Origin of the sequence: Brachybacterium hainanense, from assembly GCF_042434575.1 — a bacterium.
GTDB lineage: Bacteria > Actinomycetota > Actinomycetes > Actinomycetales > Dermabacteraceae > Brachybacterium > Brachybacterium hainanense.
Window position 1 is genome coordinate 1 of the sequence record NZ_JBHLSV010000008.1, and the last position, 26,585, is coordinate 26,585.

At 72.6% G+C, this 26,585-nt stretch carries 27 protein-coding genes; 16 read left to right on the forward strand and 11 right to left on the reverse strand.

Annotated features, from left to right (window positions below; all coding sequences use genetic code 11):
- Both ACFFF6_RS08140 and ACFFF6_RS08145 read right to left on the reverse strand, forming a co-directional pair.
- The coding region (locus ACFFF6_RS08140; RefSeq protein WP_512700204.1) for a CpaE-like family protein at positions 1–780 on the reverse strand (780 nt) is incomplete at its 3' end.
- 181 nt (positions 781–961) lie between these two features.
- Positions 962–1,759: an exodeoxyribonuclease III gene (locus ACFFF6_RS08145; RefSeq protein ID WP_376979862.1), complete on the reverse strand. Its 798-nt coding sequence runs from the start codon at positions 1,757–1,759 to the stop codon at positions 962–964.
- A gap of 139 nt (positions 1,760–1,898) precedes the next feature.
- Between ACFFF6_RS08145 and ACFFF6_RS08150 the strand changes: the two genes are divergently transcribed.
- A complete protein-coding gene (locus ACFFF6_RS08150) occupies positions 1,899–2,744 on the forward strand; it encodes an SDR family NAD(P)-dependent oxidoreductase (RefSeq protein WP_376979863.1) in 846 nt (281 codons plus the stop codon).
- A 17-nt stretch (positions 2,745–2,761) separates the two neighbouring features.
- Positions 2,762–3,322, forward strand: coding sequence for an orotate phosphoribosyltransferase (gene pyrE / locus ACFFF6_RS08155; protein WP_376979864.1), 561 nt, complete (start codon positions 2,762–2,764; stop codon positions 3,320–3,322).
- Between the two features lie 126 nt (positions 3,323–3,448).
- On the opposite strand, the gene ypfJ is transcribed toward pyrE, so the two are convergent.
- Complete coding sequence (gene ypfJ, locus ACFFF6_RS08160) at positions 3,449–4,381, reverse strand: KPN_02809 family neutral zinc metallopeptidase (RefSeq protein WP_376979865.1); 933 nt, start codon at positions 4,379–4,381, stop codon at positions 3,449–3,451.
- A 109-nt stretch (positions 4,382–4,490) separates the two neighbouring features.
- Here ypfJ and ACFFF6_RS08165 point away from each other — a divergent pair, with 109 nt between their 5' ends.
- The 3 genes from ACFFF6_RS08165 (at position 4,491) to fbaA (ending at position 6,941) form a co-directional block, all read left to right on the forward strand.
- Positions 4,491–5,183 (forward strand): DedA family protein, encoded by a 693-nt coding sequence (locus tag ACFFF6_RS08165; RefSeq protein ID WP_376979866.1) that lies wholly within the window; start codon positions 4,491–4,493, stop codon positions 5,181–5,183.
- A complete protein-coding gene (locus tag ACFFF6_RS08170) occupies positions 5,170–5,829 on the forward strand; it encodes a TrmH family RNA methyltransferase (protein ID WP_376979867.1) in 660 nt (219 codons plus the stop codon). The genes ACFFF6_RS08165 and ACFFF6_RS08170 overlap by 14 nt, the downstream gene beginning before the upstream one ends.
- An 86-nt stretch (positions 5,830–5,915) precedes the next feature.
- Positions 5,916–6,941, forward strand: coding sequence for a class II fructose-bisphosphate aldolase (gene fbaA / locus ACFFF6_RS08175; protein WP_376979868.1), 1,026 nt, complete (start codon positions 5,916–5,918; stop codon positions 6,939–6,941).
- A gap of 205 nt (positions 6,942–7,146) precedes the next feature.
- On the opposite strand, the gene ACFFF6_RS08180 is transcribed toward fbaA, so the two are convergent.
- From ACFFF6_RS08180 to ACFFF6_RS08205, 6 genes are all read right to left on the reverse strand, one after another.
- Entirely contained in the window at positions 7,147–7,467 is a 321-nt protein-coding gene (locus ACFFF6_RS08180) for a DUF2516 family protein (RefSeq protein WP_376979869.1), read from the reverse strand.
- A 60-nt stretch (positions 7,468–7,527) separates the two neighbouring features.
- Complete coding sequence (locus tag ACFFF6_RS08185) at positions 7,528–8,823, reverse strand: FUSC family protein (RefSeq protein ID WP_376979870.1); 1,296 nt, start codon at positions 8,821–8,823, stop codon at positions 7,528–7,530.
- Positions 8,820–9,269, reverse strand: a complete 450-nt coding sequence (locus ACFFF6_RS08190) for a hypothetical protein (RefSeq protein ID WP_376979871.1) — start codon at positions 9,267–9,269, stop codon at positions 8,820–8,822. The genes ACFFF6_RS08185 and ACFFF6_RS08190 overlap by 4 nt, the downstream gene beginning before the upstream one ends.
- Before the next feature lie 34 nt (positions 9,270–9,303).
- Positions 9,304–10,464 carry a CAF17-like 4Fe-4S cluster assembly/insertion protein YgfZ gene (gene ygfZ / locus ACFFF6_RS08195; RefSeq protein WP_376979872.1) on the reverse strand — a complete coding sequence of 387 codons (1,161 nt, stop codon included), beginning with the start codon at positions 10,462–10,464 and terminating at the stop codon, positions 9,304–9,306.
- The gene (locus ACFFF6_RS08200) at positions 10,457–11,104 is read right to left on the reverse strand and encodes a heme-binding beta-barrel domain-containing protein (RefSeq protein ID WP_376979873.1); all 648 of its coding nucleotides are present in this window, start codon (positions 11,102–11,104) and stop codon (positions 10,457–10,459) included. Before ACFFF6_RS08200 ends, ygfZ begins: the two co-directional genes overlap by 8 nt.
- A gap of 157 nt (positions 11,105–11,261) precedes the next feature.
- Positions 11,262–12,011, reverse strand: a complete 750-nt coding sequence (locus tag ACFFF6_RS08205; RefSeq protein ID WP_376979874.1) for a hypothetical protein — start codon at positions 12,009–12,011, stop codon at positions 11,262–11,264.
- Between the two features lie 154 nt (positions 12,012–12,165).
- Here ACFFF6_RS08205 and mshD point away from each other — a divergent pair, with 154 nt between their 5' ends.
- From mshD to ACFFF6_RS08255, 10 genes are all read left to right on the forward strand, one after another.
- Positions 12,166–13,086 carry a mycothiol synthase gene (mshD, locus tag ACFFF6_RS08210; protein ID WP_376979875.1) on the forward strand — a complete coding sequence of 307 codons (921 nt, stop codon included), beginning with the start codon at positions 12,166–12,168 and terminating at the stop codon, positions 13,084–13,086.
- On the forward strand, positions 13,083–14,033 hold the full coding sequence (locus tag ACFFF6_RS08215) for an NUDIX hydrolase (protein ID WP_376979876.1): 951 nt from the start codon (positions 13,083–13,085) through the stop codon (positions 14,031–14,033). Before mshD ends, ACFFF6_RS08215 begins: the two co-directional genes overlap by 4 nt.
- Positions 14,034–14,106: 73 nt before the next feature.
- Complete coding sequence (locus ACFFF6_RS08220) at positions 14,107–14,655, forward strand: DUF4190 domain-containing protein (protein WP_376979877.1); 549 nt, start codon at positions 14,107–14,109, stop codon at positions 14,653–14,655.
- A 267-nt stretch (positions 14,656–14,922) separates the two neighbouring features.
- Positions 14,923–16,041: a phosphate ABC transporter substrate-binding protein PstS gene (pstS, locus tag ACFFF6_RS08225; RefSeq protein WP_376979878.1), complete on the forward strand. Its 1,119-nt coding sequence runs from the start codon at positions 14,923–14,925 to the stop codon at positions 16,039–16,041.
- Positions 16,042–16,177: 136 nt separating this feature from the next.
- Positions 16,178–17,176, forward strand: a complete 999-nt coding sequence (gene pstC / locus ACFFF6_RS08230; protein ID WP_376979879.1) for a phosphate ABC transporter permease subunit PstC — start codon at positions 16,178–16,180, stop codon at positions 17,174–17,176.
- Between the two features lie 9 nt (positions 17,177–17,185).
- A complete protein-coding gene (pstA, locus tag ACFFF6_RS08235) occupies positions 17,186–18,364 on the forward strand; it encodes a phosphate ABC transporter permease PstA (protein ID WP_376979880.1) in 1,179 nt (392 codons plus the stop codon).
- 30 nt (positions 18,365–18,394) lie between these two features.
- A complete protein-coding gene (gene pstB, locus ACFFF6_RS08240; RefSeq protein ID WP_376979881.1) occupies positions 18,395–19,174 on the forward strand; it encodes a phosphate ABC transporter ATP-binding protein PstB in 780 nt (259 codons plus the stop codon).
- 114 nt (positions 19,175–19,288) lie between these two features.
- Positions 19,289–20,110: an ABC transporter ATP-binding protein gene (locus ACFFF6_RS08245; protein WP_376979882.1), complete on the forward strand. Its 822-nt coding sequence runs from the start codon at positions 19,289–19,291 to the stop codon at positions 20,108–20,110.
- Positions 20,107–21,459 carry an FtsX-like permease family protein gene (locus ACFFF6_RS08250; RefSeq protein ID WP_376979883.1) on the forward strand — a complete coding sequence of 451 codons (1,353 nt, stop codon included), beginning with the start codon at positions 20,107–20,109 and terminating at the stop codon, positions 21,457–21,459. Before ACFFF6_RS08245 ends, ACFFF6_RS08250 begins: the two co-directional genes overlap by 4 nt.
- Positions 21,460–21,671: 212 nt before the next feature.
- Entirely contained in the window at positions 21,672–21,995 is a 324-nt protein-coding gene (locus ACFFF6_RS08255) for a rhodanese-like domain-containing protein (RefSeq protein ID WP_376979884.1), read from the forward strand.
- A gap of 278 nt (positions 21,996–22,273) precedes the next feature.
- Here ACFFF6_RS08255 and ACFFF6_RS08260 read toward each other — a convergent pair whose 3' ends face one another.
- Positions 22,274–23,071, reverse strand: coding sequence for a CPBP family intramembrane glutamic endopeptidase (locus tag ACFFF6_RS08260; protein WP_376979996.1), 798 nt, complete (start codon positions 23,069–23,071; stop codon positions 22,274–22,276).
- A gap of 19 nt (positions 23,072–23,090) precedes the next feature.
- Between ACFFF6_RS08260 and ACFFF6_RS08265 the strand changes: the two genes are divergently transcribed.
- Complete coding sequence (locus tag ACFFF6_RS08265) at positions 23,091–23,831, forward strand: SDR family oxidoreductase (RefSeq protein ID WP_376979885.1); 741 nt, start codon at positions 23,091–23,093, stop codon at positions 23,829–23,831.
- A 27-nt stretch (positions 23,832–23,858) separates the two neighbouring features.
- Here ACFFF6_RS08265 and ppdK read toward each other — a convergent pair whose 3' ends face one another.
- The gene (gene ppdK, locus ACFFF6_RS08270; RefSeq protein ID WP_376979886.1) at positions 23,859–26,564 is read right to left on the reverse strand and encodes a pyruvate, phosphate dikinase; all 2,706 of its coding nucleotides are present in this window, start codon (positions 26,562–26,564) and stop codon (positions 23,859–23,861) included.
- Between the last annotated feature and the right edge of the window lie 21 nt (positions 26,565–26,585).

A 26,585-nucleotide genomic window follows, 5' to 3' on the forward strand; every position in this document is an offset into this window, starting at 1 on the left:
GGGACCCGTCCGCGCCGCGAGCAGATGCACGCCGTCGACCTGCGGCAGCCCGGCGCGCAGCCGGGCGCCGTCCTGCGCCTCGAGCCGGCCCACGTCCGCCCAGGCACCGCCGCGGGAGGGCGGGGCCTCGACGAGCACGTCCAGGCCGCCTCCTGCGGGATCGGCGTCGACGAGCACGGTCGGGGCGCCTCGCCTGGCCATGGCCCCGGCCAGCGCGGCCGCGGTCGAGGAGGCGGCCGCCCCGGCGCAGCCGCCGACCACGCCGATCACGAGCGCGCCGCCGCGATCCCGCAGGGCGCGGCCCAGCAGGTCCAGCAGCGGACCGGAGTCCGCGGGCAGGCGCAGCATGGCGCGCACGCCCAGCTGGAGGCAGCGGTGCCAGTCCTCCTCGGCGAGCGGGCCATCCTCGGCGACGGCGAGCAGCGGGGCCGGTCCGGGGCGCTGACCGGCCGGCGCCCCGGACCGTCCCGGCGGTGCCAGCAGCGCCAGCGCATCGACCGTGCCGAGCAGGAGGGACGGCGGCTGCGCGGCGACCTCCTCCGGTGCGACGTCCTCGAGGCGAGCCCCGGCCGCGGCGACGTGGTCGGCGATCAGGGACCGCAGCGGCGGGGGACCGCCTGCCCATCCGACGCGGGGAAGGCGGGAGGCGGAGCTCGCGGGATCGGCGGGAGGTGCGGCGGAACGGTCCTCCCGCGGGGGCCGCAGCAGCGGGAAACGGGCGGCGGGCCGACGGCGTGCGGCATCGAGACCGGGGGACGGGGCCTGGGGAGGAGCGCTCATGCGCCACATCCTGGGCGGGCCCGGGAGGTGCGCGCATCGCCCGGGCGAGGAATGGGGAGAACCCTGCGCTGGGGAGGACAAGCGCAGCGGCCCCGCTGCGTCACCGCGCCGCGGGAGTCGTCACCCGGCGCGCCCGGGTCGAGCGCCGCGGAGAGGAAGCCCGCTCAGCGGTCGGCGGGCCTCACAGATCCACGTCGATCACGACCGGTGCATGGTCGGAGGCCCCCTTGCCCTTGCGCTCCTCCCGGTCGATGAAGGAGCCCGTCAGCGCGGCCTCGACCGCGGGGGTGCCCAGCAGGAAGTCGATCCGCATCCCCTCCCGCTTCGGGAAGCGCAGCGCCTGATAGTCCCAGTAGGTGTACACGCCGGGGCCGGGATGCTCGGGACGGACCAGATCGGCGTAACCGGCCTCGACGACCGCCCGGAAGGCCGCTCGCTCGGGCTCGGTCACGTGGGTCTTCCCCTCGAAGAACTCCATCGACCACACGTCCTCGTCCAGCGGGGCGACGTTGAAGTCGCCGCACAGGATCGCGCGGGCCTGCGGGTCCGCGGCGAGCTCGCGCGCGCCCTCGGCTCGCAGAGCCTCGAGCCAGCGCAGCTTGTATGCGTAATGCGGATGCTCCAGCTCCCGGCCGTTGGGCACGTAGAGCGACCAGATGCGCAGCCCGTCGCCGACGATCCCGCCGAGCGCCCGCGCCTCCACGACCCCGTCCTCCTCCGGCCACGTGGGCACGCCCGGCAGCTGGTCGCGGACGTCGGACAGGCCGACCCGCGAGATGAGCGCCACGCCGTTCCACTGGTTCAGGCCGTGCGCGGCGACCTCGTAGCCGGCAGCCGTCAGCGGGGCCAGGTCCAGCTGGGCCGGCTTCGCCTTGATCTCCTGCAGGGCGAGGACGTCGACGTCATGGCGCTCCAGGAACGCGACGACGCGATCCATCCGGGCTCGCAGGGAGTTGATGTTCCACGTGGCGATTCGCATGGCCCGATCCTAACGAAGGGGCACGACACGCGTCCGCCGCGGGCGCGGCGGTCCGTCGCTGGTGAAAGGCTTGTGCAGGCATCGGCAAAGGACCACCGGAGCCGCCGCGCCGGCCCGGTGCCCGTCGTAGCATCGGAGCATGACGCGCGCACTGGTCACCGGCTCCACGGCGGGTCTGGGCCTGGAGTTCGCCTGGCAGCTCGCCGGCACCGGCCACGACCTCGTCCTCGTCGCGCGCAACGAGGACCGGCTCCAGGCGATCGCCGCGCAGATCCGCGACGTGCACGGCGTCGACGTGCAGACCCTCGCCGCCGACCTCTCCGAGCGCAGCCGCCTCGAGGTCGTCGCCAAGCGGCTCACCGACCCGGTGGATCCCGTGGACCTGCTGGTCAACAACGCCGGGTACGGCCTGCGCGGCACGTTCCTCGAGGTCCCCGTCGAGGACCACGAACGGCAGATGGACACCCTCATGCGCGCGGTGCTCGTGCTCTCCCACGCCGCGGCCCGCGTCATGGTGCAGCGCCGCCGCGGCGCGATCCTCAACGTCTCCTCCCTCGCCGGGTACACCGCGACCGGCCCCTACGCGGCCTCCAAGAGCTGGGTCACCGTGTTCACCGAGTCCCTCGCGATGGAGCTCAAGGGCACGGGGGTGACGGCGACCGCGCTGCTGCCCGGCTTCGTCCAGACCGAGTTCCACGAGCGGGCGTCGATGAACGTGGAGGGGCTGCCCCGGGTGACCTGGCTGAAGGCGCCCTACGTCGTCGAGCAGGCGCTGCGGGACACCGCCCGCGGACAGGTCATCTCGATCCCCTCGGTGAAATACCGGACCGCAGGGGAGGTGGGCCGCATCGCGCCGCGGAGCATCGTGCGGGCGGTGACCTCGCCGCGCTGGCATCAGAAGCTCATGGAGAAGAAGGTGGCCCGCGCCCGTCGACAGGCCTCCCGGCGGGATCTGCGGGCGCCCTGGCGGCGGGACGCCGAGTAGGCCGATACCCTGGGCCCATGATCGATACCGTCGCCCGCGACCGCCTGCTCCAGCTCATCCGTGATCTCGCCGTGGTGCACGGCCGGGTGACCCTCTCCTCCGGTGCGGAGGCCGATCACTACGTCGACCTGCGCCGCATCACCCTCCACCACGAGGCGAGCCCGCTCGTCGGCACCGTCATGCTCGACGTGCTGCGCACGGCCGGGCTCGTGCCCGGGACCCAGGCCGTCGGCGGCCTGACGCTGGGGGCTGACCCGGTCGCCACCGCGATCCTCCACGCGAGCGCCGCCGCGGGCGAGGGCCTGGACGCCTTCGTCGTGCGCAAGGAGCAGAAGGCCCACGGGCTGCAGCGTCGCATCGAGGGCCCCGATGTCACGGGCCGCCGCGTCGTCGCCGTCGAGGACACCTCGACGACCGGCGGCAGCGTGCTCACCGCGGTCGAGGCGCTCCGCGAGGCCGGCGCCAGCATCGACGCGGTCGCCGTGATCGTGCACCGCTCGGAGGCCTCCCGCCAGGCGGTCGAGGCCGCAGGCCTGCGCTACCTCTACGCCTACGAGCTGAGCGAGCTCGGTCTCTGAGCCGATCCCGCCCCGGCGGCCCGACGCGGCCGGGGCGGCTCAGACCGGTCCTGACCGTCTGCTCTCCTCGGCACGGGCCTGCGGGACCCCTCGTGCCTCGGGGGCCTCCGGCCCGAGCCTCGTCGCTCAGACGTCGGCCGGGGAGAAGGTGTCGCAGGCCGCATAGGTGCCCTCCTCGTAGCCGCGCAGGAACCAGGTCTGCCGCTGCTGCGAGGAGCCGTGCGTCCATGTCTCCGGGCGGACCTCGCCGCCGGCGACCTCGCCCTGGATGTGGTCATCGCCCACGGCACCCGCCGCGGACAGGGCGCTGACCAGGTCCTCCTGCGTGAGCGGCTGCAGCATCGCGCGCCCCTCGTCGTCGACGGTGCTCGTCGCATGCCGGGTCCACAGCCCGGCATAGCAGTCGGCCTGCAGCTCGAGGCGCACGCCGTCGGACCGCGGCCCCGTCTGCCGGGGATCGATCCGGCGCATCGTGCCGTCGATGTTCTGGATGTGGTGGCCGTACTCGTGCGCCACGACGTACATCTTCGACAGCTGGCCGCCATCGGCCCCGTACTGCGCGGACAGCTCCCCGAAGAAGTCCGCGTCGATGTAGATGGTCCGGTCCGCCGGGCAGTAGAAGGGACCCACCGCGCTGCTCGCCGCCCCGCAGCCGGTCTGGACCTGCTGCGGGAAGAGCACGCCCTGCGGCTCCTCGAAGCGGATCCCCTCCGCGGGGGCGGCCTGCGCCCAGTACGCGTCCGCGGACTCGATCGTCGCCTGGACGAGGCAGTCGTCGCGGATGTTCGCATCGGCCCCGGTGCGGCACTCCTCGAGGGCGCCGCCGGCGACCGGGCCCTCCTGCACGGTGCCGTCCCCGCCGCCGAGCAGCTCGAGCGGGTTCCCGCCCGCGAGGGCGTAGACGAGGACGATGACCAGCAGGAGGCAGCCGCCGCCCCCGCCGAGGGCGAGCTTCCCGCCGGGGCCGCGTCCGCGCCCCGGCCCGCCGGGCAGGAGGCCGCCCCCGCCGGCCCGGGAGACGTTCCCGGAGCGGATCTCCGCGTTCGGATTGAAGGTCATGGGCACACCGTACTGCCGTCCCCGGCCCGGTGGCGGCCCTCTGCCAGGCTTCGCCCGGCGCGTGCCTCTACGATGGGCAGGACCCGCCCGCACCGAGAATGGGGAGCCGATGAACATCGTCGACTGGGCGGTGACCACGATGGACCGCTTCGGCGGCCTCGGGGTCGCCCTGCTGATCTTCCTCGAGAACGTCTTCCCGCCGATCCCCTCCGAGGTGATCCTGCCCCTTGCGGGGGTCGCCGCCGCCGGTGAGAACCACACCTACCTGGGCATGCTGGCGTTCTCCCTGCTCGGGTCGATGTGCGGGGCATGGCTGCTGTACGGGCTGGGCCGGGCCCTGGGGCCGGAGCGGCTGCGGGTGCTGTTCATCCGCCTGCCGCTCATCCACGTCGAGGACTACGACCGGACCGTCGACTGGATGGACCGCTACGGCACCAAGGGCGTGTTCTTCGGCCGGATGGTGCCGGGGGTTCGCTCGCTCGTGTCGATCCCGGCGGGCCTGTACGCCATGCCGATCGGGCGCTTCAGCCTCCTCACCCTCGCCGGCAGCGCCCTGTGGAACTCCCTGTTCCTGGCCTTCGGGTACCTGCTGGGCAGCAACTGGCACATCATCGAGCCGTACACGGACGTGATCTCGAACATCGTGTACGTGATCGTCGCCGGGATCGGTGTGTGGATCCTCGTGCAGCTGATCCGCCGCGAGATGCGACGCCGCGCCCAGGGACTCCCGGACCCGGACGCGGAGGAGATCGCGCGCCTGCGCGCGGAGCGGACCGAGCACGGCGAGCATGGCGGGGCCTGAGCCGTCGGAGGACGCGACGGCCGCAGCGCGCACGGTCGGCGTGGGTCCGCATCCGCGTCCCTGGCCGCAGGACCCGCGGCTGGACCCGGCGCTGCTGGAGGGCGGGGACCGCCGCAACGTCGTGGACCGCTACCGGTACTGGCGGCGGGAGGCGATCGTCGCGGACCTCGACCGTCGTCGCCACAGCCTGCACGTCGCGATCGAGAACCTCGAGCACGACGCGAACATCGGCTCGATCGTCCGCACCGCCAACGCCTTCGCCGTCGAGGCCTTCCACATCGTGGGCCGTCGTCGCTGGAACCGGCGTGGCGCGATGGTCACCGACCGCTACCAGCACGAGCTCCACCACCCCGATGCCGCGGACCTCGGGGACTGGGCCCGCCGGGAGGGCAGAGTCCTCATCGCGATCGACAACGTGCCCGGCTCCATGCCGCTCGAGACCGCGGTGCTGCCGGAACGGGCGGTGCTCGTGTTCGGGCAGGAGGGGCCGGGGATCAGCGCGGAGCTGCTCGCACAATGCCGTGACGTCCTCGCGATCACCCAGTACGGCTCGACGCGCTCGCTCAACGTGGCCGCCGCGGCGGCCATCGCGATGCACACCTGGGTCGGGGTGCACGCCCCCGCCCCCGGGACGGACGTCCTGTGACCTCCGTGCGTGCGCGTGAGAGAATCGGGCTTGCGTGGGCGCCCCATGGCGCCCGCACCATCTGACCCAGCGTGCAAGGAGCATCCATGCCCATCGCAACCCCTGATCAGTACGGCGAGATGATCGACCGCGCGAAGGCCGGCAAGTTCGCCTACCCCGCGGTGAACGTGTCGTCGTCGCAGACCGCCATCGCGGCGCTGCGCGGCTTCGCCGAGGCGGAGTCCGACGGCATCATCCAGGTCTCCGTGGGCGGCGCCGAGTACCTGTCCGGCTCGACCGTGAAGAACCGCGTCTCCGGCTCGATCGCCCTCGCGCAGTTCGTCACCGAGGTCGCCAAGGACTACGGGGTCACCATCGCCCTGCACACCGACCACTGCGCCAAGGAGAACCTGGCCAGCTGGGTCGAGCCCCTCATCGAGTGGGACCTCGAGAACCGTGTGAAGAAGGGCCTGGACCCGCTGTTCCAGTCGCACATGTGGGACGGCTCGGCCGTGCCGGTCGACGAGAACCTCGAGATCGCCGAGAAGCTGCTCGAGAAGTCCGTCGCCGCCAAGAAGATCCTCGAGATCGAGGTCGGCGTCGTCGGCGGCGAGGAGGACGGCTACGAGGCGGACGTCGACGAGGACAAGCTCTTCTCGACCCCCGAGGACGGCCTGAAGACCGCTGCCAAGCTGGGCCTGGGGGAGAAGGGCCGGTACATCACGGCCCTGACCTTCGGCAACGTGCACGGCGTCTACAAGCCGGGCAACGTGCGCCTGACCCCGTCGATCCTGCTCGACATCCAGAAGACGGTCGGCGACAAGTACGGCAAGGACATGCCGTTCGACCTCGTCATGCACGGCGGCTCGGGCTCGACCCTCGAGGAGATCCGCGAGGCCGTCGACAACGGCGTCATCAAGATGAACATCGACACCGACACCCAGTACGCGTTCTCGCGTCCGGCGGCGGGCCACTTCTTCACCAACTACGACGGCGTCCTCAAGGTCGACGGCGAGGTGGGCAACAAGAAGGCCTACGACCCCCGCGCCTGGGGCAAGCTCGCGGAGGCCGGCATGGCCGCTCGCGTCGTCGAGGCCTGCGAGAACCTCCGCTCGGCCGGCACCAAGGCCTGATCGACCGCTGCTCCGCCTGGAGCTCGCCCGAGGTACGAGGGTGAGCGCAGGGCGGTGCCGCCGTCGATCGGGCAGTTCGGACAGGGCCTGATCGACCGCTGCTCCGCCTGGAGCTCGTCCGAGGAGCTTCAGCAGCGAGGCCCCGCCCTGGATCATCGGATCCGGGGCGGGGCCTCTGCATCTGCCGGGCGGCGCGGGGCCCGGCTCAGTAGCGGTTGCGGCGGGCGCGGTCCATGACCTGTCGCAGGGCGGGCAGCACGTCGGCGAGGAACACGCCGGCGATCACGATCCCGACGATCACGAGCAGCATGTTGGAGCTGCCGCGACCGATCGGGTACGGCAGGGACAGGAATCCCAGGATCATGGCCGCGCCGGTCAGGACCATCCAGAAGGTCTTGCTGCGCTTCGAGGCGGCGACGTAGGCCGCGGGGGAGTAGCGCGCCGCGTTGATGAAGGCCCAGATCTCGACGCCGAAGAGCACGAGGGCGAGCACGGCGAAGATCCACGTCTGGAACAGTCCGATCATGCGGGGCAGGATATCGGCCGCGGCTGGGCGCACCTCGCGCGGTCGGCACCGCGGCCGGGCTCAGAGACGGCGGTCGGGGTCCGAGCGGTCCGCGATCAGGAGCTCGAGGGCCTCGGTCGTCGCGGGCGGTTCGATCGCCGCCATCTCGCGGGTCATCGGCCGAGGGCCGACGGTGTCGCCGTCCGCGGCGACGATGAGGCTGGGCAGGAAGCGCTTCGCGTCCCGCTGCGGCAGCCCGGTCGCCTCGAGCAGATCGATCGCGAGGGAGCGCAGCTGGATGACGAGCGTGACGCCCTCGAAGTGCCCGGCCCGCCCCGGCCGGAGCCCGTCGTCGCTGATCAGCAGGGTCTCCGGGGTGAGATAGGAGGAGAACAGGCGCAGCTGCCGCCGGGCGGTGGTGAAGTCGACCTCGTCCTCCACGCCGTCGCGGATCGCGGTGACGGCGTCGCGACCGGCCAGCAGAGCATCGGCGAGCGTCGAATGCGGCTCGCCCGCGACCACGGAGAGGAACTCGACCTCGCGCCGCGCGATGACGCGGGCGTTCCGCATCGCCCGGTCGGAGCCGATGAGCAGATGCTTCATCCGCGCCACGTCGTCGGCATGGCGCAGACCGGTGGGGGAGAAGGTCGCCATCTCGTTGGCGGCGTCGTTGGCGAGCTTCCACGCGTCGGTGTACTTCTGCGAGGTGCTGCGCAGGTTCACGAGCGCCGCCCGGGCGATGTCGGCGCTGCCCGAGCGGGCGGCCAGGGCGAGGGCGACGAGGGTGTCCTCGAGCTCCTGGAAGAAGGAGTCGGCGGCGCGGCGCTGGATCTTCCGCGGGTCCCCGGACAGCAGCAGGTGCACGAGGATCGCGATGCTCACGCCCGTGAGCGCATCCAGGATCCTCCCGCCGGGGGACATCGTGGGGGTGGCCGGCATGATCATCACCAGCAGCGACTGGATCGAGGTCTGGATGCCGAAGGTGATCCCCGAGTCCACGAGCCGCGCCAGCAGGCCTGCGCAGAAGATGACCACGAAGATCTGCCAGGTCCCGGAGCCGATGGTGGTGCGGGCCAGCTCGCCCAGCAGGATCCCCATCATGACACCGCCGGACATCTCGAAGACCTTGCGGACCTTCGCATCGGCGGAGAAGCCGATGATCACGAAGGCGGCGATCGAGGCGAAGAACGGGTGCTCGTGCCCCCACAGCAGCCCGCTGACCAGGTAGGCGACCGCGGCGGCGAAGGCGGCGCGCGCGATGATCAGCCAGTCCTTGCGGCCCCGGCCCACCCCGGCGCGGGCGCGTTCGGCGACCGCGTCGGCGAGGCGCCGCGCGAGGCTCGGCCGGTCCAGGGGGATCGCCCCGGTGCGGCTCATCCGCGCACCGGGTCGTCGAGCCGCATCCGCAGCAGATCCGGCAGGTCGAAGGACTCCCCGTCCCGGGCTCCGCGGCCCACGACGAGAGGAGCGTCGACGGGATCGGGGGTGGCGCCCAGCAGACGGGAGCGCAGGCCGCCGTCGACCCGCATCACGTAGTAGCGCGCTTCGGTGTCCACGGCCACGGTGCGGTCGGTCTTGAGGTACCAGCCGGTCAGGGCGGTGCGGATGGTGCCGCCGCCCTTGAAGGGCTTGGCGCGCAGCGGGATCGGGGGGATCCCCGCCTCCTCGAACCGGATGATCGCCTCGCGGATCAGCGCAGTGGCCTTCTCATGCTCGATGCGGCGCGCGGAGGCCAGGGCGCGCTCCTGCGCCCGGATCACCTCGGCCCGCTGCTGGGTCCATGAGGTGGTGGCTCCTGCGTCCTGTCCTGCGCTCGACGTCATGCCCCCATTCTGGCAGGTGCCGCCGGGACGGGGCTCAGAGCCGGGCGGTCCGGGGACGAGCGGCGTGGATCCGTTCGAGGACGATCGGCTCCTGCGTCGCATCGAGCCACAGCTGCGGGGCCGGCGCGTCCTCGGGCCGCGGCGTGCCCTCCCGGTCGTCCTCGAGGACCACGCCGACGCTCAGGACGGCGTCCACGGGCACGGCGCGTCGCACGACGGCGAGGGCGATGGGTCCCAGATCGGTGTGGATCGCGGCGGTCGTCACCGTCCCCACCTGTCTGCCGTCGGGTCCGCCCAGATGGACGGGGCCGCCGGCGTGGGCGGGCACGTCCTGGGAGCCGTCCAGGTGCAGCATGACCAGGCGGCGCGGCGGCTGACCCAGGTTCAGCACCTTCGCCACCGTCTCCTGGCCGCGGTAGCAGCCCTTGTCGGTGTGCACGGCGGTGCGCAGCAGGTCCAGCTCGTGGGGGATGCTGCGCTCGTCGACCTCGGTGATCAGCCGGGGCCGATGGTCCGCGATGCGCAGGGCCTCCGCCGCGTGCATGCCGGCCAGCAGCTCCGTGGTCCAGGCCATGGCCGCCAGCGGCGCCGCCGGCAGGATCGTCAGCACCCAGCCGGCGAGGTCCTCCGGATCGGGGCCGTAGGCCACATGACCGGCGGCGACCTGCGGCCACGGGTCGGTCCAGACGGCCACGGGGGCGGGCAGCCCGCGCTCGGCGAGGGCCGGGATCTCGGCGGCCGGACGGACCCCGCCGAGGGCGCGCAGGTCGTCGCGGTCGGCGATCTCGACGCGGGCGGCGAAGCGCATCATCTCCAGATAGCGTCGCAGACCCGCGCGGCGCCCGGGATCGGTGATCAGGAGCACGGAATCCGGGGCGTGCAGCGCCGCGGCGGCGAGATGCTCGACGCGGCCCTGCGGAGTCAGGACCGCGAGGGACAGGCTCGTGCCGACCTCATGCCCGGTGAGGACCTGCGAGGTGATCGTGGTCAGCCAGCTGAGGGCGTCGGCTCCGGAGACCTCGAGGATCTCGAGCTGCCCGAGGTCCACGACGGCCCGGCCGAGCAGGAGCCGACGCTGCTCGCGCAGCAGCTCGCCGTAGTGCGCGGGGACGGCGGCGTCCGCGCCCGTGCCGAGGATCGCGCCATGGCTCAGCAGCGGGCGGGACAGGGCGGGGGCTGAGGAGGGCTCAGGCACGATCCAGCTCCACGGAGAGATAGGGCGACAGCTCCCCCGGGGCGGACGGGTCCGTGGCCCGCTCCCACAGCCACATGAGCCGGCCCCCCACGTACCCGAACATCCGGGTCGCGTGCAGGGAGCCGTCGGCGGCGCGGGCATCGGGTGCGGTGCGCAGCGCGAGCTGGATGCGGGGCCCGCGCACCTCGCCGATCCACACCTCGGCGCCGTCCTCGCGGTGCACGGTCATCTCCAGGCCGTAGGAGATGATGCCGGCGGGGTCGCCGGGCTTCGCGGCGCGCGCCCGCTCGAGGTCCTGCCCCGGGAGGGGGTCCAGGACCCGCCAGGTGGCGCGCTCCTTCGCCAGGAGGGTCCGCTGGCCGGTGCCGGGGGCGGCCTCCGGCGCGCCGTCCGCGTCCTCGCGGGCGAAGGCGCTCGTCGGAGGCAGCGGAGCGGCCGTGTCGATCATCTCGGTGCGCGCGACCCAGGTCAGGGTTCCCTCGGCCGTGGGCTCGGCGCTGATGGTCTGCTCGATGCGTCGGGACTGCCCGGTGCCGTCCTCGTCGGTCAGCTGGATGGCGCCGAAGCCGTCCCAGCGGCCCACGATCCACGCGAGCGGGTAGAGGGGTTCGGGGAGCGAGGGGTCCAGCGTGATCGGCACGGCCTGATCCCGGGCCTCAGCGGTTGAACAGGCGGGCGACGACGAGGGCGGCGAAGGCGGCGGTGCCCAGGCCCACGAGGACGACCAGCGTGATGAAGAAGAGGGAGAGTGCGCTCATGCCCGCCAGTCTACAGACGCCCAGGCGGCAGCGGGGTGCTCAGGAGAGCAGGCGCACCGCCATCAGCACGACCACGCCGACCGTGCCGACCGGGGCCGCCGCGACGGCGAAGGAGGCGGTGGGCTCGCGGGCGACGAGGGTCGAGGCCAGCAGCTGGTGCACGCCGCCCGCGCCGAGGGCCAGCAGGAGCCCCAGCGCGATCGCGGGCAGCAGGGGGGCGGAGCCGAGAGCGGGGGTCACCAGGCCCGTGACGGCGGCGGCCGCGAGCATCGACAGGGGCAGGCGGAAGCGCCCGCGCAGGGGCGTCTCCTCGACCAGCAGCGCGAGGGCGAGCCCGGAGGCCGCGGCCACGGGGATCCCGGCCGCCGCGGTGCCCTCCGCCTCGCGGACCGCGAGCGTCCAGCAGCATGTCAGCACCACCAGCAGGGAGCCGCTCACGGTGCCGGTCAGCGACAGCGTGAGGGAACGGCGGTCCCGCCGCAGCATCTGCTGGACGAAGGCGGCCAGCATGCCCAGGGCCGCGACCACGGCGACGTCCCGGAGCACGGCGTCCTCCCGCGCGCTCAGCAGCGTCAGCCCCGCCCCGATGATGCCGATCGCGCCGATCACGATCCGCGAGCCGAGCGGATCGGGCAGCTCGAGCAGCTCGGTCCAGCCCACCGCCACCATGATGGACATCGCCGCGATGACGACGGCGGTCAGCTCCGGGGACAGGGATCCCGCGAGCGACGTGACCGTCAGCAGCAGGGCCAGGGCCGCTCCCAGGGGAGCCCGCTCCGGCGCGGTCATGGTGCCTCCTGGGGGTGGTCGGGAATGCCGCCCGGCTGACTGCATGGACATGCCGTGCCGGGCGCTACTGTGGCAGTCTACGAGCCGTTGCGCGTCCCGCGGCGCAGCGCTCGCCCCCGCGAGCCCGCTCGAGTGCCTCGGAAGGACCCCTGGGATGATCATCACGGATCGGCTCACACCCGCGATGCGGGACGCCGTGCTGCGCCTGCAGGACGACGCCGTGCACCATGACGAGGTCGGCCCCCTCGACGAGGCGGCGCTGCTGGCCCTCGAGCATGCCCTCGCCGAGCCGTCGGACCGCGCGGAGGAGCCGCGACCCCGGCACCTGCTGGCGCCCGCGGACGGGCCCGCGGGGGAAGCGGGCTCCTCCCTGCTCGGCTATGCGAGCATCCTTCCTGACGGCACCGTGCAGGGCATGGTCGACCCGGCGCATCGGCGCCGCGGGATCGGGTCCGCGCTCCTGGAGGCCGCCCTGCGCGAGCGGCCCGATGCCGCGGTCTGGGCCCATGGCGGGCTCACCGCGGCCCTCGCCCTGCTCTCCGCCCATGGCCTGGAGCCCGTGCGCACCCTGCTGACCCTCGGCCGTCCGCTCGCGGGCCCGGCGCTCGTGGAGGAGCCCGCCTCCCTCGCGCCGCTGGACCTGACGACCTTCGAGGCCGCGCGTGACGGCGAGGACTGGGTCGCGCTGAACGCGGTCGCCTTCGCGGACCACCCCGAGCAGGGCCGGATGACGCTCGCGGACCTGCGCGAGCGGGTCGCCCAGCCCTGGTTCCGCCCGGACGGATTCTTCCTCGCCCGGCACCTCGACGAGCTGGTGGGCTTCGTGTGGACCAAGCACGAGGCCGGCTCCGAGGACGGGGAGATCTATGCGGTGGGCACCGCGCCGTCCGCGCAGGGGCACGGCGTCGCCCGCCTGCTCATGGTCCGCGCCCTCGCCCATCTGAGCGCGATCGGCGCCCGACGCGCCGTGCTGTACGTCGAAGGGGACAACGCGCCGGCTCTGAGCGTCTATCGACGGCTGGGGTTCACGACCATCGGCCGGGACGTCCAGCTGCGTCGCGGCAGCCTGGCATGAGCATGCTCGCCGCCTCCGGGGCCCCGGCTCCCGTGCTCGCCGCCGGGGCGCTCCTGTGGCGCGAGAAGCGCGGCGGCATCGACGTCCTGCTCGTGCACCGGCCCCGCTACGACGACTGGTCCATCCCCAAGGGGAAGCTGGACCGCGGGGAGACCTTCCCCGCGGCGGCCGTCCGCGAGGTCGCCGAGGAGACCGGCTACCGGGTGCGCCTGCACCGTCCGCTGCCTGCCTCCGTCTATCTCCTGCCCGACGGTCGTACCAAGATCGTGCAGTACTGGAGCGCGACCGTCCGGGCCCGCTCGGGACCCGGCCCGCGGGACCGCCGGGAGATCGACCAGACCCGCTGGGTGCCGCTGTCGGAGGCCACGGCCCTGACCACCCGGCGCGGCGACCACGTGCAGCTCGAGGCGCTGCAGCGGTACATCGCGGACGAGGAGCTGGTCACGGCGCCGATCATCGTCCAGCGCCATGCGGCGGCCCTGTCCCGCGCGAAATGGCGCAAGGGGGAGAAGTCGCGGCCGCTGAACGGGAAGGGGAAGAAGCAGGCCAAGGCGCTGCCCGCGGTCATCGACGCCTTCGATCCGGGCACCGTGATCACCAGCCCGTGGAAGCGCTGCATCGACACCGTGGTGCCCTTCGCGAAGCTCGGCGGGCTGCGGATGGTGGAGAAGGCGGAGCTCACCGAGTCCGGCCATGCCGACCATCCCTCCCGCACCCGGGCCGTGGTCGAGCGGGTCCTGCACGAGGCGCGCCCCACGGTGCTGTGCACGCACCGGCCCGTCCTGCCGACGGTGATCGCCGCGGCCCGCGAGCTCGCCGTCCACGACGTCGCCCTCGAGCTGCCGCGCGCGGACCCGTACCTCGCCGCGGGGGAGGCGCTCATCCTCCACACCACCGCCGACGCCAGGATCGTCGCGATCGAACGTCATCAGCCCCATATCCTGTGAGCCGTCGGTCGTTCGGTAGCATGCACGGGGAGCGCGCCCGCCCGTGGCCGCCCAGGGAACGCGAGGAGCGGGGATGACGGACTCGGACGGCTACGGACGCTACAGCGCCCCAGGGCCCACGGACAGCGGATACTCCGCCTTCGGCGACGGCTCCCCGGCGGGCCAGGATCCCTACGGGGGCTACGCGGAGGGCTCCTCGTCCTCGGCGCCCGACCCGTACGCGACCTCCGCGCCGAGCGATCCGTACGCGGCGCCGTCGCCCGGCCCGCAGTCGGCTCCTCCCGGGTACACGGGCCCCGAGTTCGGCCAGGGCGCGCTGCCCTACGGCGGCCCGGTCCAGCCGGTCTACTACGCGGCTCCCCCCACGAACGGGACGGCGACCACGGCTCTGATCCTCGGGATCGTCTCGCTCGTCCTGTGCGGCGGTGTGCTGAGCCCCATCGCCCTGGTGTGCGGGATCCTGGGGATGAAGGCGACGGCGGACGGGACGCAGGGCGGCCGGGGTCTCGCCATCGCGGGGCTGGTGATGGGGATCGTCGGGACGGTGCTCCTGCTGCTGTACGTGCTCTGGTTCGTGTTCGTCATCGGCGTCGGGATCTGGGGATCGACCGCCAGCTACTGACCGCCGCCTCGCAGGTCCAGCGCCCCGGAGCTCGCCTCCGGGGCGCTTCGTCGTCCCCCGGGAGAGGGATGCCCGGCGGCGCCGGAACGGATGTGACCTGCCTGACGTAGGCCCCTGACCTGCGGTGATACCGGATGCGACGGGGTGTTCATCTGACGTTCACACCCGAGGGGGCGCTCGGTCATCTGCACTCCCTAGCGTCGCCGGCGGATGTCAGAAGACCCCATGCATCGACCGCGAGGGCCCCGGCCCCCGAAAGGACCAGCAGTGAACGCTCGCACGAACAAGCTCGTCTCGCTCGCCGCTCTCGGCCTCACCGCGGGCCTCGCCCTGACCGCCTGCGGCGGATCCGGCGACACCGGCGCGAACGGCGGCTCCGATGCCGGCGGCGCGACCGCCGCCCAGGCCTCCGGCACGCTCGCCGGCGCCGGCGCCTCCTCCGCGCAGTCCGCGCAGGACGCCTGGACCCAGAACTTCGCAGCCCTGAACCCCGATGCCCAGGTCACCTACGACCCGGTCGGCTCCGGCGCGGGCCGCGAGCAGTTCCTCGGCGGCGGCGTGAAGTTCGCCGGCTCCGATGCGGCCCTGACCGAGGAGGAGGTCGCTCAGTCGGCGCAGACCTGCCAGGGCGGCTCCGCCTTCGACGTGCCGGTCTACATCTCCCCGATCGCGGTCGTCTACAACCTCGAGGGCGTCGAGGACCTGCAGCTGTCCCCGGCGACCATCGCGGGCATCTTCGCGGGCACGATCACCACGTGGAACGACCCGGCCATCGCGGCCGACAACCCCGACGCGACCCTCCCCGCGACCGCGATCATCCCGGTGCACCGCTCGGACGACTCCGGCACCACGGAGAACTTCACCCAGTACCTGACCGAGACCGCGGGCGACGTGTGGACCCACGGCGAGGTCGAGACCTGGCCCATCGAGGGCGGCCAGTCCGGCGACGGCACCTCCGGCCTCGTCTCCGTGGTCGAGGGTGCCGACGGCACCATCGGCTACGCGGACGCCTCCAAGGCCGGCAACCTCGGCATCGCCAAGGTCAAGGTCGGCGACGAGTTCGTCACCTACAGCCCCGAGGCCGCCGCCAAGGCCGTCGAGCTGTCCCCGCGCGCCGAGGGGCGCGGCGAGAACGACATCGTCGTCGAGCTGGACCGCACCATCGACGATCCCGAGGCCTACCCGATCGTGCTGGTCTCCTACATGGTCCTGTGCGACACCTATGAGGACCAGGCCACCGCCGACCTCGTCAAGGCCTATGCCGACTACGTCGTCTCCCCCGAGGGCCAGCAGGCCGCCGGCGAGGCCGCGGGCAACGCCCCGCTGAGCGAGGCGCTGTCCTCCGACGCGCAGGCCTCGATCGCGCAGATCTCCGCCAAGGGCTGACCGGTCCCATCCGAGGGGAGTCCGGCCCGACATCGCGTCGGGGTCGGGCTCCGTCCGACGTCCCACCCGGCCACCGGGCGGAGGAGCTCCTCCGCCCGGCGGCCGGTGCCCCGACCGATCCTGAGGAAGGCCGCTCGTGAGCTCGACAGCCACGACCACCCCCGCGCCCGGCACGCCGGACGCCCCCGTCGACCCACCGGACGCCGGCGCCCCGCCTGCCGGCCCGGCCCGCACCGCGCGCCGCCCCGGGGACCTGATCTTCAGCGGACTCTCCATCGCCTCCGGACTGCTGATCTTCCTGACTCTGCTGCTGGTCGCCATCTTCCTCACGGTCCGATCGCTGCCGGCCATCAGCGCCAGCCGCGAGCTGACGGGGGATGCGGACGCGATCTCGCTCATCGAGTTCACCGCACCGCTCGTCTTCGGCACCGTCTTCGCCGCGATCCTGGCGCTGCTCATGGCCGTCCCGGTCGCCGTGGGGATCGCGCTGTTCATCTCGCACTTCGCGCCCCGCCGCTTCGCGACCCCGCTCGGCTTCATGATCGACCTGCTCGCCGCGGTGCCCTCGGTCGTCTTCGGCCTCTGGGGCGGCGTCTGGCTCGTGCCCCGCCTCGAGCCGCTGTACCTCTTCCTGAACCAGCACCTCTCGTTCATCCCCCTGTTCGGCGGCGTGGCCCAGCCGCCCATGCGCAACCTCGCGACCGCCTCGGTGGTGCTCGCCGTCATGATCCTGCCGATCATCACGGCCGTCTCCCGGGAGATCTTCCTGCAGACCCCGCGCCTGCAGGAGGAGGCCGCCCTCGCCCTCGGCGCGACCCGCTGGGAGACGATCCGCGCGGTCGTGCTGCCCTTCGGCCGCTCCGGCGTCGTCTCCGCCTCGATGCTCGGGCTGGGCCGCGCCCTGGGCGAGACCATGGCCGTGCTCATGGTGCTCTCGCCCGGCGCGTCCTTCTCGCTGAACATCCTCGTGGCGGGCCAGCACAACTCGATCGCCGCGAACATCGCCTCCCAGAGCGCGGAGGCCACCCCGGACGTCATGAGCCGCCTCATCTTCACGGGCCTCGTGCTGTTCGTGATCACCTTCGTCATCAACGCCATCGCCCGCGCGATCGTCGCGCGCAGCGCCAAGGGCTGAGAGGGAACCATGAGCACCTCCACCGTCCCCGCGGATCCGCGGTCCGCGCAGCCCGCGCTGCTGACGGGCACCGCGACCGCCGAGAGGCACCTGCCCGCCTACCATCTCCTGCTCACGGCGGCCGCGGCCGCCCTGCTGGCCGTGCTCGTGCTCGCGCTGATCGGCACGGTCACCGTGGGCGGCGTGGTCTTCCTGGGGTACCTGCTGCACCTGGGCATCGGCTACACCTATTCGCGGGTGCGCGAGGGACGGCGCTGGGCCAAGGACCGCTTCGTCACCCTCCTCGTGTACGGCGCCTTCGCCGTCGCGATGATCCCCCTGGTCTCCCTGATGTGGGAGGTGCTCTCCCGCGGCATCGGCCGGATCATCGGGCCCGTCCCGCTGCAGTTCTGGACCACGGACATGGCCGGGGTCATCGGCGGCATGGACAGCGGCGGCATCCTCCACGCGATCTGGGGGACCGTGCTGATCACCCTCGGCGCCACCCTGATCTCCGTGCCGATCGGCCTGTTCACCGCGATCTTCCTGGTCGAGTACGCCCGCTCCGGCGTCTTGCGCGTGCTGGGCCGCGGCATCACCTTCCTGGTCGACGTCATGACCGGCATCCCCTCCATCGTCGCGGGCCTGTTCGGCCTGGCCCTGTTCATCACGATCACGAACGATCCCGGCATCCGCATCGGCCTGATGGGCTCGGTCGCCCTGTCGGTGCTCATGATCCCCACGGTGGTGCGCTCGAGCGAGGAGATGCTGCGCCTGGTCCCGCTCGAGCTGCGCGAGGCCGCCTACGGCCTGGGCGTGCCCAAGTGGCTGACCATCATCAAGGTCGTGCTGCGCACCTCCATCGCGGGCCTGACCACCGCCGTGACCCTCGCCGTCGCGCGCGTGATCGGCGAGACGGCGCCGCTGCTGCTGACGGTCGGTACCGTGCTCACCGTGAACACCGACATGTTCGACGGGCGCATGCAGACCCTGCCGACCTTCATCAACACCCAGTACCGCAACGGCAATGCCGTCTGCAACTCGGAGGTCATGACCAACCCGATCACGCAGATCCAGCACGCCTGCTCGACCACCGTGAACTACGACCGGGCCTGGGCCGCCGCGCTCACCCTGATCCTCCTGGTCATGCTGCTGAACGTCTTCGCACGGCTGGTCAGCCACTACTTCTCGCCCAAGATCGGCCGCTGAGCCGCCCCGCGGCACGAAAGGACACCACCCATGGCCCAGGCCATCACTGTCGAGGACCTCAACATCTACTACGGCGACTTCCTCGCCGTCGAGGATGTCACCGTGACGATCCAGCCGCGCTCGGTGACGGCGCTCATCGGTCCTTCCGGCTGCGGGAAGTCGACGTTCCTGCGCACCCTGAACCGGATGCACGAGGTCATCCCCGGCGCGTACGCGACGGGGAAGGTCGAGATCGAGGGCGAGAACATCTACGGCAGCGGCGTGGATCCCGTGAACGTGCGCCGCCGCGTCGGGATGGTGTTCCAGAAGCCGAACCCGTTCCCGACCATGTCGATCCGCGACAACGTCCTCGCGGGCGTCAAGCTCAACAACCGGCGCATCGCACGGTCCGCGGCCGATGAGCTCGTGGAGAGCTCCCTGCGGGGCGCGAACCTGTGGGAGGAGGTCAAGGACCGCCTCGACAAGCCGGGCCTGGGCCTCTCGGGCGGGCAGCAGCAGCGCCTCTGCATCGCCCGCACGATCGCGGTGAAGCCGGAGGTCGTCCTCATGGACGAGCCCTGCTCGGCGCTCGACCCGATCTCGACCCTGGCGATCGAGGACCTCATCCACGAGATGAAGCAGGACTTCACGATCGTGATCGTCACGCACAACATGCAGCAGGCCTCGCGCGTGTCCGACCGCACCGGCTTCTTCAACATCGCCGGCACCGGCAAGCCCGGGCATCTCATCGAGATCGACGAGACCGAGAAGATGTTCACCAACCCCGAGAACACGCAGACCGAGGACTACATCTCCGGCCGCTTCGGGTGATCCGCGGGCGGTCGCCGGTCGCACGGCGCCGTCCCCCCACGGTCTGACGCCGGCCCCGGGAGTTCGATCCCGGGGCCGATGCGCGTCCCGCGGCCGGGGCGGGATCGTGGAGCCATGAACACGACGCATCCCTCCGCCATCCCGCAGAGCGCCCCCGTGCAGCCCGTCCCGCCGGCCCCGGTCGCGGGCCCCGCCCCCCAGCCGCAGGCCCTCCCAGCCGGGCCGGCGCCGGTCCTGCAGGCCCGCCGCCTGCGCCACACCTATGGGAAGTCTGCGAGCGCGACCCCTGCCCTGAACGGGATCGACCTGGACATCCAGGTCGCCGAATCGCTCGCCGTCATGGGCCCCTCCGGCTGCGGCAAGACGACCCTGCTGCACGTCCTCGCCGGCATCATCGCCCCGACCGACGGCTCCGTCCACCACGGGGGACAGCCGCTCCAGGACCTGTCCGACGCCGCGCGGACCCGACTGCGCCGCAGCGCCTTCGGCTTCGTCTTCCAGGACGGCCAGCTGCTGCCCGAGCTGACGGCGCTGGAGAACGTGATCCTGCCGCGCATGCTCGCCGGCTCCTCGCGCCGCACCGCGACCGCCGACGCCCGCGGTTGGCTGGACCGGCTGGGGCTCGCGGGTCTGCACGACCGCCGCCCCGGGCAGCTCTCCGGCGGGCAGGCGCAACGCGTCGCGATCGCCCGGGCGCTCGCCGGCCGCCCCACCGTCGTCTTCGCCGACGAGCCGACCGGTGCTCTGGACCAGGCCACCGGCCACTCCGTCCTCGAGGTCCTCACCGAGGCCTGCCGCGAGGCCGGGGCGAGCCTCGTGATGGTCACGCATGATCCGGCCGTCGCCGCCGTGTGCGAGCGCACCATCGCCATGCGCGACGGGCGCATCGAGCAGCAGTTCCGCCGTCAGGCCGCCCCGGAGGGACAGGTCCGATGACGCTCCTGAACGTCGCCCCCCTCGTCCTGCGCCGCCGCGGCGGGATCGCCGGGATCCTCCCGATCATCGGCTTCGCCGCCTCGACCGCGATCCTCGCCACCGTCCTCGGCGGTCTGGGTGCCTTCCTCGGCCGGACGGTCGCGGCCCCGGCCGGGATCGACTTCTCCGATCCGCGCGCCAACCTGCCGTTCCTGCTGACCTGCGCGGCGGTCGCGACGGCCCTGCTGGTCCCGAGCGCCATGGGCCTCGGCAGCGCGGCCGCGAAGCTGTCGCTCAGCCGCCGCGAGCGGGACCTCGCCTCGATGCGCCTGGTAGGCGGGACCTCGGCGCAGATCGGCACGATCGCCGTGCTCGACGTCGTCGTGCAGGCGCTGATCGGCTCCCTCGCGGGCATCGGCCTGCATCTCGCGGTGACCCCGGCCCTGACCGGTCTCGACTTCGGTCTGGCGCCCTTCACGGTCGGCGAGCTCATGCTCCCGGTCTGGGGCTATCCCGTGCTCGTCCTCGTGGTCGCGCTGCTGTCCGCGTTCTCCGCGGCGCTCGGTCTCCTGGGCGTGGTCATCTCCCCGCTCGGCGTGGCCCGCGATTCCCGGATCGTGCGCATGTCGGTGATCCGCCTGGCCGTCTGGGTGCTGCTCGTGATCGGCTTCGGCATCGCCTTCCAGATCGTGCCGCGCCTGGCCGGGAACGCGGACGACCCGCTGCTGGTGACGACCGTGGTGCTCGCCGTCTTCATGGCGGTCCTGGTGGGCAGCGTGAACCTGGTCGGTCCCTTCGTGGTGTGGCTGGCCGCACGCATCCTCTCCGCGGTGGCGCCCAGCCCGGCGCTGCTGGTGGGGGCCCGTCGCCTGGCCGCGGATCCCCGCGCCGGCTGGCGCAGCGTCTCCGGTGTCACGTTCGGACTGGTCATCGCCGGCTTCCTGACCCTGCTGACGATCTTCGGCCGGTCCACGGACCCGGCGGAGGCGGCGCTCATGACGGCGCTGAACACCGGCGGCTACCTGACCCTCGGCATCGCCGCGGTGCTCGCCGCCGTGTCCACCGGCGTCACCCAGACCGCGCGTGTCCTGGATCAGGCGAGCGTCTACCGCTCCCAGCACATCTCCGGCGCCCCGATCGCGGCGCTGCAGAGGGCGCGGATGGCGGAGATCGGGCTGCCGCTCGCGATCGCCGCGGTCATCGCGGGCGTGAGCGCCGCGGGGCTGATCATGCCGGTCCTGGGCGGGGCGGCCATCCTGGGCCCGCTCGTCCAGTACCTGCTGAGCGCGCTCGTCGCCCTGGGCCTGGTGGCGGTGAGCGTGCTGGTCAGCGCCCCGCTCGTGGCACGGGTCGCGCGCAGCGAGGCCTGACGCCCCGCCGAGCGGTCACCGCCGCCCCCGACGAGCGCGTGATGCGCCAAGCGCTCACTCGCCGAGTGGGGGATCTCATCCGCCTCACGAGCACGGAGGCGGACGGGATCCCCCACTCGCGGTGCAGGTCGTGGGTGTGGGGGTATGGGCGGTGCGTCGGCGTGGTGGCGGGGGCGTCCCGCGGCGACGGTCCGATCGCTACGCTGGACGGCATGAACTTCGAATCCGTGGCCCCGAACCAGGTGCCCGAGGGCGCTCAGCTCATCGACGTCCGCGAGCAGGACGAGTGGGACGCCGGGCATGCCCCGACCGCCCAGCACCTGCCCGCCAGCACCCTCCTGGAGAACCTCGACAAGCTGCCCGAAGACGGCGATCTGTACATCGTGTGCCGCAGCGGCGGGCGCAGCGCCCAGGTCTCGCAGTGGCTGAACCAGAACGGCTACGACGCGATCAACGTCGCCGGCGGCATGGACATCTGGTTCGAGTCGGACCTGCCGATGGTTTCCGACGGCGACGGCGACCCCTACGTCCTCTGATCCCCGCCGCGAGGACTGCGCGCCGGCCCGACCCGCGGTGGCCCTGTCCCGCGTGGGCCGCCCGCCAGGCTCCCGGCCCTGTTGCCATTGCCCGTCGATGAGCCAGATGCTCACGATCGCATAGCGATTGACCGTCGATGGCGCAGATCGGGGACCGTCTGCCACATCGAGGGGCAGCCGTGCGAGAAGATCAGCACGGGGGCGTTCCCGCACTCCCCGTGTGCCACATCGAGGGTCAGCCACAGAGCGAGGGGCGTCCGACCGGGCTCATCGGGGTCTCAGAGGCCCAGGACGTCCTTCAGCAGGGCGTAGCCCACGAAGGCCACCACGTCCAGCAGCGTATGCGCGATCACCAGCGGCATCACCCGGCCCGTCCGCCGGAACCAGCCGGCGAACACGACGCCCATGACCGCGTTCGCGATCCCGGGGCCGATGCCCTGGTACAGGTGATACGCGCCCCGCAGCAGGGCGGAGGCGGCGATGATCCGCCGCGGCCCCCAGCCCAGCGCCTCGAGCCGCCGCGCGAGGTAGCCGACCGCGATCACCTCCTCGATCACCGCGTTCTTCACCGCCTGCAGCACCAGCACCGGCACCGTCCACCAGTGCTCGCCGAGGGAGGCCGGCACCACCTCGAGCGTCGCCCCGAGCGCCCGGCCCGCGGCGTAGATCCCCAGCCCCGGGACTCCGATCACCGCGGCGAGCACGAACCCCCACAGCAGATCGCGTCCCGGCGCGCGCAGGTCCAGGCCGATGTCCCCGAGGGCCTGCCGCACCGATCCCGCGGTCAGCGCGAGCAGCACGATCGCGAGCGCCACCGGGGCCAGGGTGAACACGATCCCCGTCAGCTGACGGATCAGATCCATCCACGGCAGCTCCGAGGCGCTCGGGTTCAGCGCCGTGCTCTGCCCTGCGAGCGGACCGCGCGCGAAGGCCTCGGCCAGGGCGAGCACCGAGTAGACGGCGCTGCGGCCGAGCGAGAGGGCGAGCACGATCAGGACCTCGGCGCGCAGCAGGCGGGGCGGGATGGCGATGCTCACCGCCCCATCGTGCCAGCCACCCGGGTGCCGGGGCCGCATGGGGTGGAAGACTGGAGCCATGAGCGCACCGCATCCCGACCCCGCCCCTGCCTCCGATCCCGGACGCCGCCCCCTCGTCCTGGTCACCGGTGCGAGCCGCGGCATCGGCCGCGCCATCGCCGCCGAGCTCGCCGCCGATCACGACCTGATCCTGGGCGGCCGCGATCCCGAGGCGCTCCGGGAGCTCGCCGGGGAGCTCACCCCGGCGCGCACGCAGATCCTCGCCGCCGAGCTCACCGACCAGGTGGCCGTTGCCGCGGCCCTCGCGGAGCTGGACCTCGGGGAGGGCCTGGACGGCCTGGTGCACAGCGCCGGGATCCTCGTGTCCGGGACTGTCGAGGAGCTGGGCGCGGCGGACTGGGCGCGCTCCTTCGCCGTGAACGTCACCGCCGTCGCCGAGCTCACCCGCGCGCTGCTGCCGCCGCTGCGGGCGGCGCGCGGCACCGTGGTCATGATCAACTCCGGCAACGGCTTCACCGCGAGGGCCGGGGGCGCCGCCTATGCAGCCTCGAAGTTCGCGCTGCGGGCCCTCGCCGATGCGCTCCGCGAGGAGGAGCGTCCCCACGGCCTGCGCGTCGTGTCGATCCACCCGGGCCGCACCGACTCCGACATGCAGCGTCAGCTGCGTGCCTTCGAGGACGGCGCGTACCGTCCCACGGACTACCTGCGCCCGCAGTCGGTCGCCGCGACCGTGGGCCTCGCCCTGCGCATCGGCGAGGACGCCGCGGTCGAGTCCCTGTCGATCCGGCCCCGCGGCTGAGGGCGGGCGGCGCGGCCCGGACTCCGGTCAGTGGTGGAGGGTGAAGCTGTCCTCGAGCAGCTTCGCCCGGCCCGCCTCGAAGCGTGCGACCGGCACCCGGAACGGGGAGCAGGAGACGTAGTCCAGGCCCACGTGGTGGAAGAAGTGGATGGAGTCGGGGTCGCCGCCGTGCTCTCCGCACACCCCCAGCTTCAGGTCCGGCCGGGTGCCACGGCCCCGCTCGGCGCCGATCCGCACCAGCTCTCCCACCCCGTACTGGTCCAGCGACTCGAAGGGGCTGGTCAGCAGGATGCCGCGGTCCTTGTAGGTGAAGAAGAAGCCGGCCTCGACGTCATCGCGGGAGAATCCCCAGGTGGTCTGGGTGAGGTCGTTGGTGCCGAAGCTGAAGAACTCCGCGACCTCCGCGATCTCATCGGCGCGCAGGGCGGCGCGCGGCAGCTCGATCATCGTCCCGATCCGACAGGGCAGGTCCACGCCCTGTTCGGCGGAGACCTCGTCGCGCACCGCCCGGATCTCCCGCTCGATCTCCCACAGCTCGCGGATCGAGGACACCAGCGGCACCATGATCTCCACGTGCGGCGTGCCCCCGGCGCGGCGCACCTGCGCCTCCGCCTCGAGGATCGCCCGGGTCTGCATCCCGTACAGCCCCGGGATCGTCAGACCCAGGCGCACCCCGCGCAGCCCCAGCATCGGGTTCTGCTCGTGCAGGCGCCGCACCGCCCCCAGCAGGGTCACGTCCCGTTTCGACCTCTTCTTCCCGGTGGCCTCGCGCCGGGCGACCTTGACGCTCAGCTCGGTGATATCGGGGAGGAACTCGTGCAGCGGCGGATCGAGCAGGCGGATCGTCGTGGGCAGCGAGCCCATTGCCTCGAGAAGGGCGACGAAGTCTCCGCGCTGGACCTCGAGCAGCTCGTCCAGCGCCTCCTGGCGCTGCTCCTGGTCGGCGGAGAGGATGAGGTTCTCCACCAGAACCCGGCGCTCGCCGAGGAACATGTGCTCCGTGCGGGCCAGGCCGATGCCCTGCGCTCCCATCCGCCGTGCCCGGGAGGCGTCCTCGGCGGTGTCGGCGTTGGCGCGCACCTGCAGGGTGCGCAGGGAGTCGGCCGTGCCCATCAGGCGGTGCACGGAGCGGACCAGATCGCTCGCGGCCGGATCATCGGGCGCGAGGTCCCCCTCGAGGTACTGGACGACCTCGCTGGGCTCGACGGGGACCTCGCCGAGGAACACCTCGCCGCTGGTCCCGTCGATCGAGATGATGTCGCCCTCGCGAGCGATCACGTCCCCGCCCATGCGGATCTCCTTCGCCTTCTCGTCCACCTCGAGCGTCTCCGCCCCGCACACGCAGGTCTTCCCGAGGCCCCGGGCGACGACCGCGGCATGGCTGGTCTTGCCGCCGCGGGAGGTGAGGACCCCGGCGGCGGCCAGCATGCCGGCGAGGTCGTCGGGATTGGTCTCGCGGCGCACCAGGATCGTGGCGACATGGTCCCTCGCGAGCGCGGTCACGGTCTCCGAGTCGAAGGCGACCTGTCCGACGGCCGCGCCGGGCGAGGCGTTCAGCCCCTTCGTGATCGGCTGCGCCCCGGATCCCTCCGCGAAGTGCGGGAACATGAGCCGGCTCAGCTGGTCGCCGCCGACCCGGCGCAGGGCCTCCTCCTCGTCGATGACCCCCTCGTCCACGAGGGTCGTGGCGATGCGGAAGGCCGCGGCAGCGGTGCGCTTGCCGACCCGGGTCTGCAGCATCCACAGCGTCCCGGACTCGATGGTGAACTCGATGTCGCACAGGTCCCGGTAGTGCGTCTCGAGGGTCTCCATCACCTGTTCCAGCTGCGCGTAGCAGTCCGGCAGCACCTCGGCGAGCTCGGGCAGGGACCGGGTGTTGCGGATGCCGGCGACCACGTCCTCGCCCTGCGCGTTGACGAGGAAGTCCCCGTACACGCCGGCCTGCCCCGTGGCCGGGTCGCGGGTGAAGCACACCCCGGTCGCGGAGCGGTCGTCAAGGTTGCCGAACACCATCGAGCACACGTTCACGGCGGTGCCGAGGTCGTGCCGGATCCGCTCGGTGTTGCGGTAGACGACGGCGCGCGGCGCGTTCCACGAGTCGAAGACCGCGCGGATCGAGCGCCGCAGCTGCTCGCGCGGGTCCTGCGGGAACGGCTCACCGGTCTGCTCCACGAAAATCCGCTGGAAGCGGGCGACGGCCTCGGCCAGGTCCTGCGCGTCCAGCTCCAGGTCCGATGCGGCGCCGCGGCGCTCCTTGAGCTCGTCGAGCACCTCCTCGAAGCGTTCGCCGTCGATCTCCTCGACGGTGCGGCCGAACATCTGCAGCAGGCGGCGGTAGGAGTCCAGTGCGAAGCGCTCCGAGCCCGAGCGGGCGGCCAGGCCCTGCACCGTCTCGTCGTTCAGACCCACGTTCAGGACGGTTTCCATCATCCCGGGCATCGACACGGCCGCGCCGGAGCGCACCGAGACCAGAAGCGGGTTCTCGGGGTCTCCGAAGCGTCGGCCCAGCCCTGCCTCGACCTGCGCCAGAGCGGAGGCGACCTGCTCGGCCAGCTCCGGCGGGGTGTCGCCGTGGGACATGTACCAGCGGCAGGCGTCGGTGGTGATCGTGAACCCGGGCGGGACCGGCAGCCCCAGCCGCGTCATCTCCGCGAGGTTCGCCCCCTTCCCGCCCAGCAGGTCCTTCTGGTCCATCGAGCCCTCGTCGAAGGGGTGCACGTACGTGACGGTCATGGTGGGTCGGACCTTTCCGAA

What these genes read in the sequence shown, in the direction of transcription:
- ppdK (WP_376979886.1), bottom strand. Translation starts at nt 26,564, where the DNA reads ATGACCGTCACGTACGTGCACCCCTTCGACGAGGGCTCGATGGACCAG.
- ypfJ (WP_376979865.1), bottom strand. Translation starts at nt 4,381, where the DNA reads ATGACCTTCAATCCGAACGCGGAGATCCGCTCCGGGAACGTCTCCCGG.
- ACFFF6_RS08220 (WP_376979877.1), top strand. Translation starts at nt 14,107, where the DNA reads ATGACGGACTCGGACGGCTACGGACGCTACAGCGCCCCAGGGCCCACG.
- ACFFF6_RS08265 (WP_376979885.1), top strand. Translation starts at nt 23,091, where the DNA reads ATGAGCGCACCGCATCCCGACCCCGCCCCTGCCTCCGATCCCGGACGC.
- pstB (WP_376979881.1), top strand. Translation starts at nt 18,395, where the DNA reads ATGGCCCAGGCCATCACTGTCGAGGACCTCAACATCTACTACGGCGAC.
- ACFFF6_RS08205 (WP_376979874.1), bottom strand. Translation starts at nt 12,011, where the DNA reads ATGACCGCGCCGGAGCGGGCTCCCCTGGGAGCGGCCCTGGCCCTGCTG.
- ACFFF6_RS08245 (WP_376979882.1), top strand. Translation starts at nt 19,289, where the DNA reads ATGAACACGACGCATCCCTCCGCCATCCCGCAGAGCGCCCCCGTGCAG.
- fbaA (WP_376979868.1), top strand. Translation starts at nt 5,916, where the DNA reads ATGCCCATCGCAACCCCTGATCAGTACGGCGAGATGATCGACCGCGCG.
- ACFFF6_RS08165 (WP_376979866.1), top strand. Translation starts at nt 4,491, where the DNA reads ATGAACATCGTCGACTGGGCGGTGACCACGATGGACCGCTTCGGCGGC.
- ACFFF6_RS08260 (WP_376979996.1), bottom strand. Translation starts at nt 23,071, where the DNA reads ATGCGGCCCCGGCACCCGGGTGGCTGGCACGATGGGGCGGTGAGCATC.
- pyrE (WP_376979864.1), top strand. Translation starts at nt 2,762, where the DNA reads ATGATCGATACCGTCGCCCGCGACCGCCTGCTCCAGCTCATCCGTGAT.
- mshD (WP_376979875.1), top strand. Translation starts at nt 12,166, where the DNA reads ATGATCATCACGGATCGGCTCACACCCGCGATGCGGGACGCCGTGCTG.
- ACFFF6_RS08170 (WP_376979867.1), top strand. Translation starts at nt 5,170, where the DNA reads ATGGCGGGGCCTGAGCCGTCGGAGGACGCGACGGCCGCAGCGCGCACG.
- ACFFF6_RS08185 (WP_376979870.1), bottom strand. Translation starts at nt 8,823, where the DNA reads ATGAGCCGCACCGGGGCGATCCCCCTGGACCGGCCGAGCCTCGCGCGG.
- pstA (WP_376979880.1), top strand. Translation starts at nt 17,186, where the DNA reads ATGAGCACCTCCACCGTCCCCGCGGATCCGCGGTCCGCGCAGCCCGCG.
- ACFFF6_RS08250 (WP_376979883.1), top strand. Translation starts at nt 20,107, where the DNA reads ATGACGCTCCTGAACGTCGCCCCCCTCGTCCTGCGCCGCCGCGGCGGG.
- ACFFF6_RS08215 (WP_376979876.1), top strand. Translation starts at nt 13,083, where the DNA reads ATGAGCATGCTCGCCGCCTCCGGGGCCCCGGCTCCCGTGCTCGCCGCC.
- ACFFF6_RS08180 (WP_376979869.1), bottom strand. Translation starts at nt 7,467, where the DNA reads ATGATCGGACTGTTCCAGACGTGGATCTTCGCCGTGCTCGCCCTCGTG.
- ACFFF6_RS08150 (WP_376979863.1), top strand. Translation starts at nt 1,899, where the DNA reads ATGACGCGCGCACTGGTCACCGGCTCCACGGCGGGTCTGGGCCTGGAG.
- ACFFF6_RS08255 (WP_376979884.1), top strand. Translation starts at nt 21,672, where the DNA reads ATGAACTTCGAATCCGTGGCCCCGAACCAGGTGCCCGAGGGCGCTCAG.
- ACFFF6_RS08190 (WP_376979871.1), bottom strand. Translation starts at nt 9,269, where the DNA reads ATGACGTCGAGCGCAGGACAGGACGCAGGAGCCACCACCTCATGGACC.
- ACFFF6_RS08145 (WP_376979862.1), bottom strand. Translation starts at nt 1,759, where the DNA reads ATGCGAATCGCCACGTGGAACATCAACTCCCTGCGAGCCCGGATGGAT.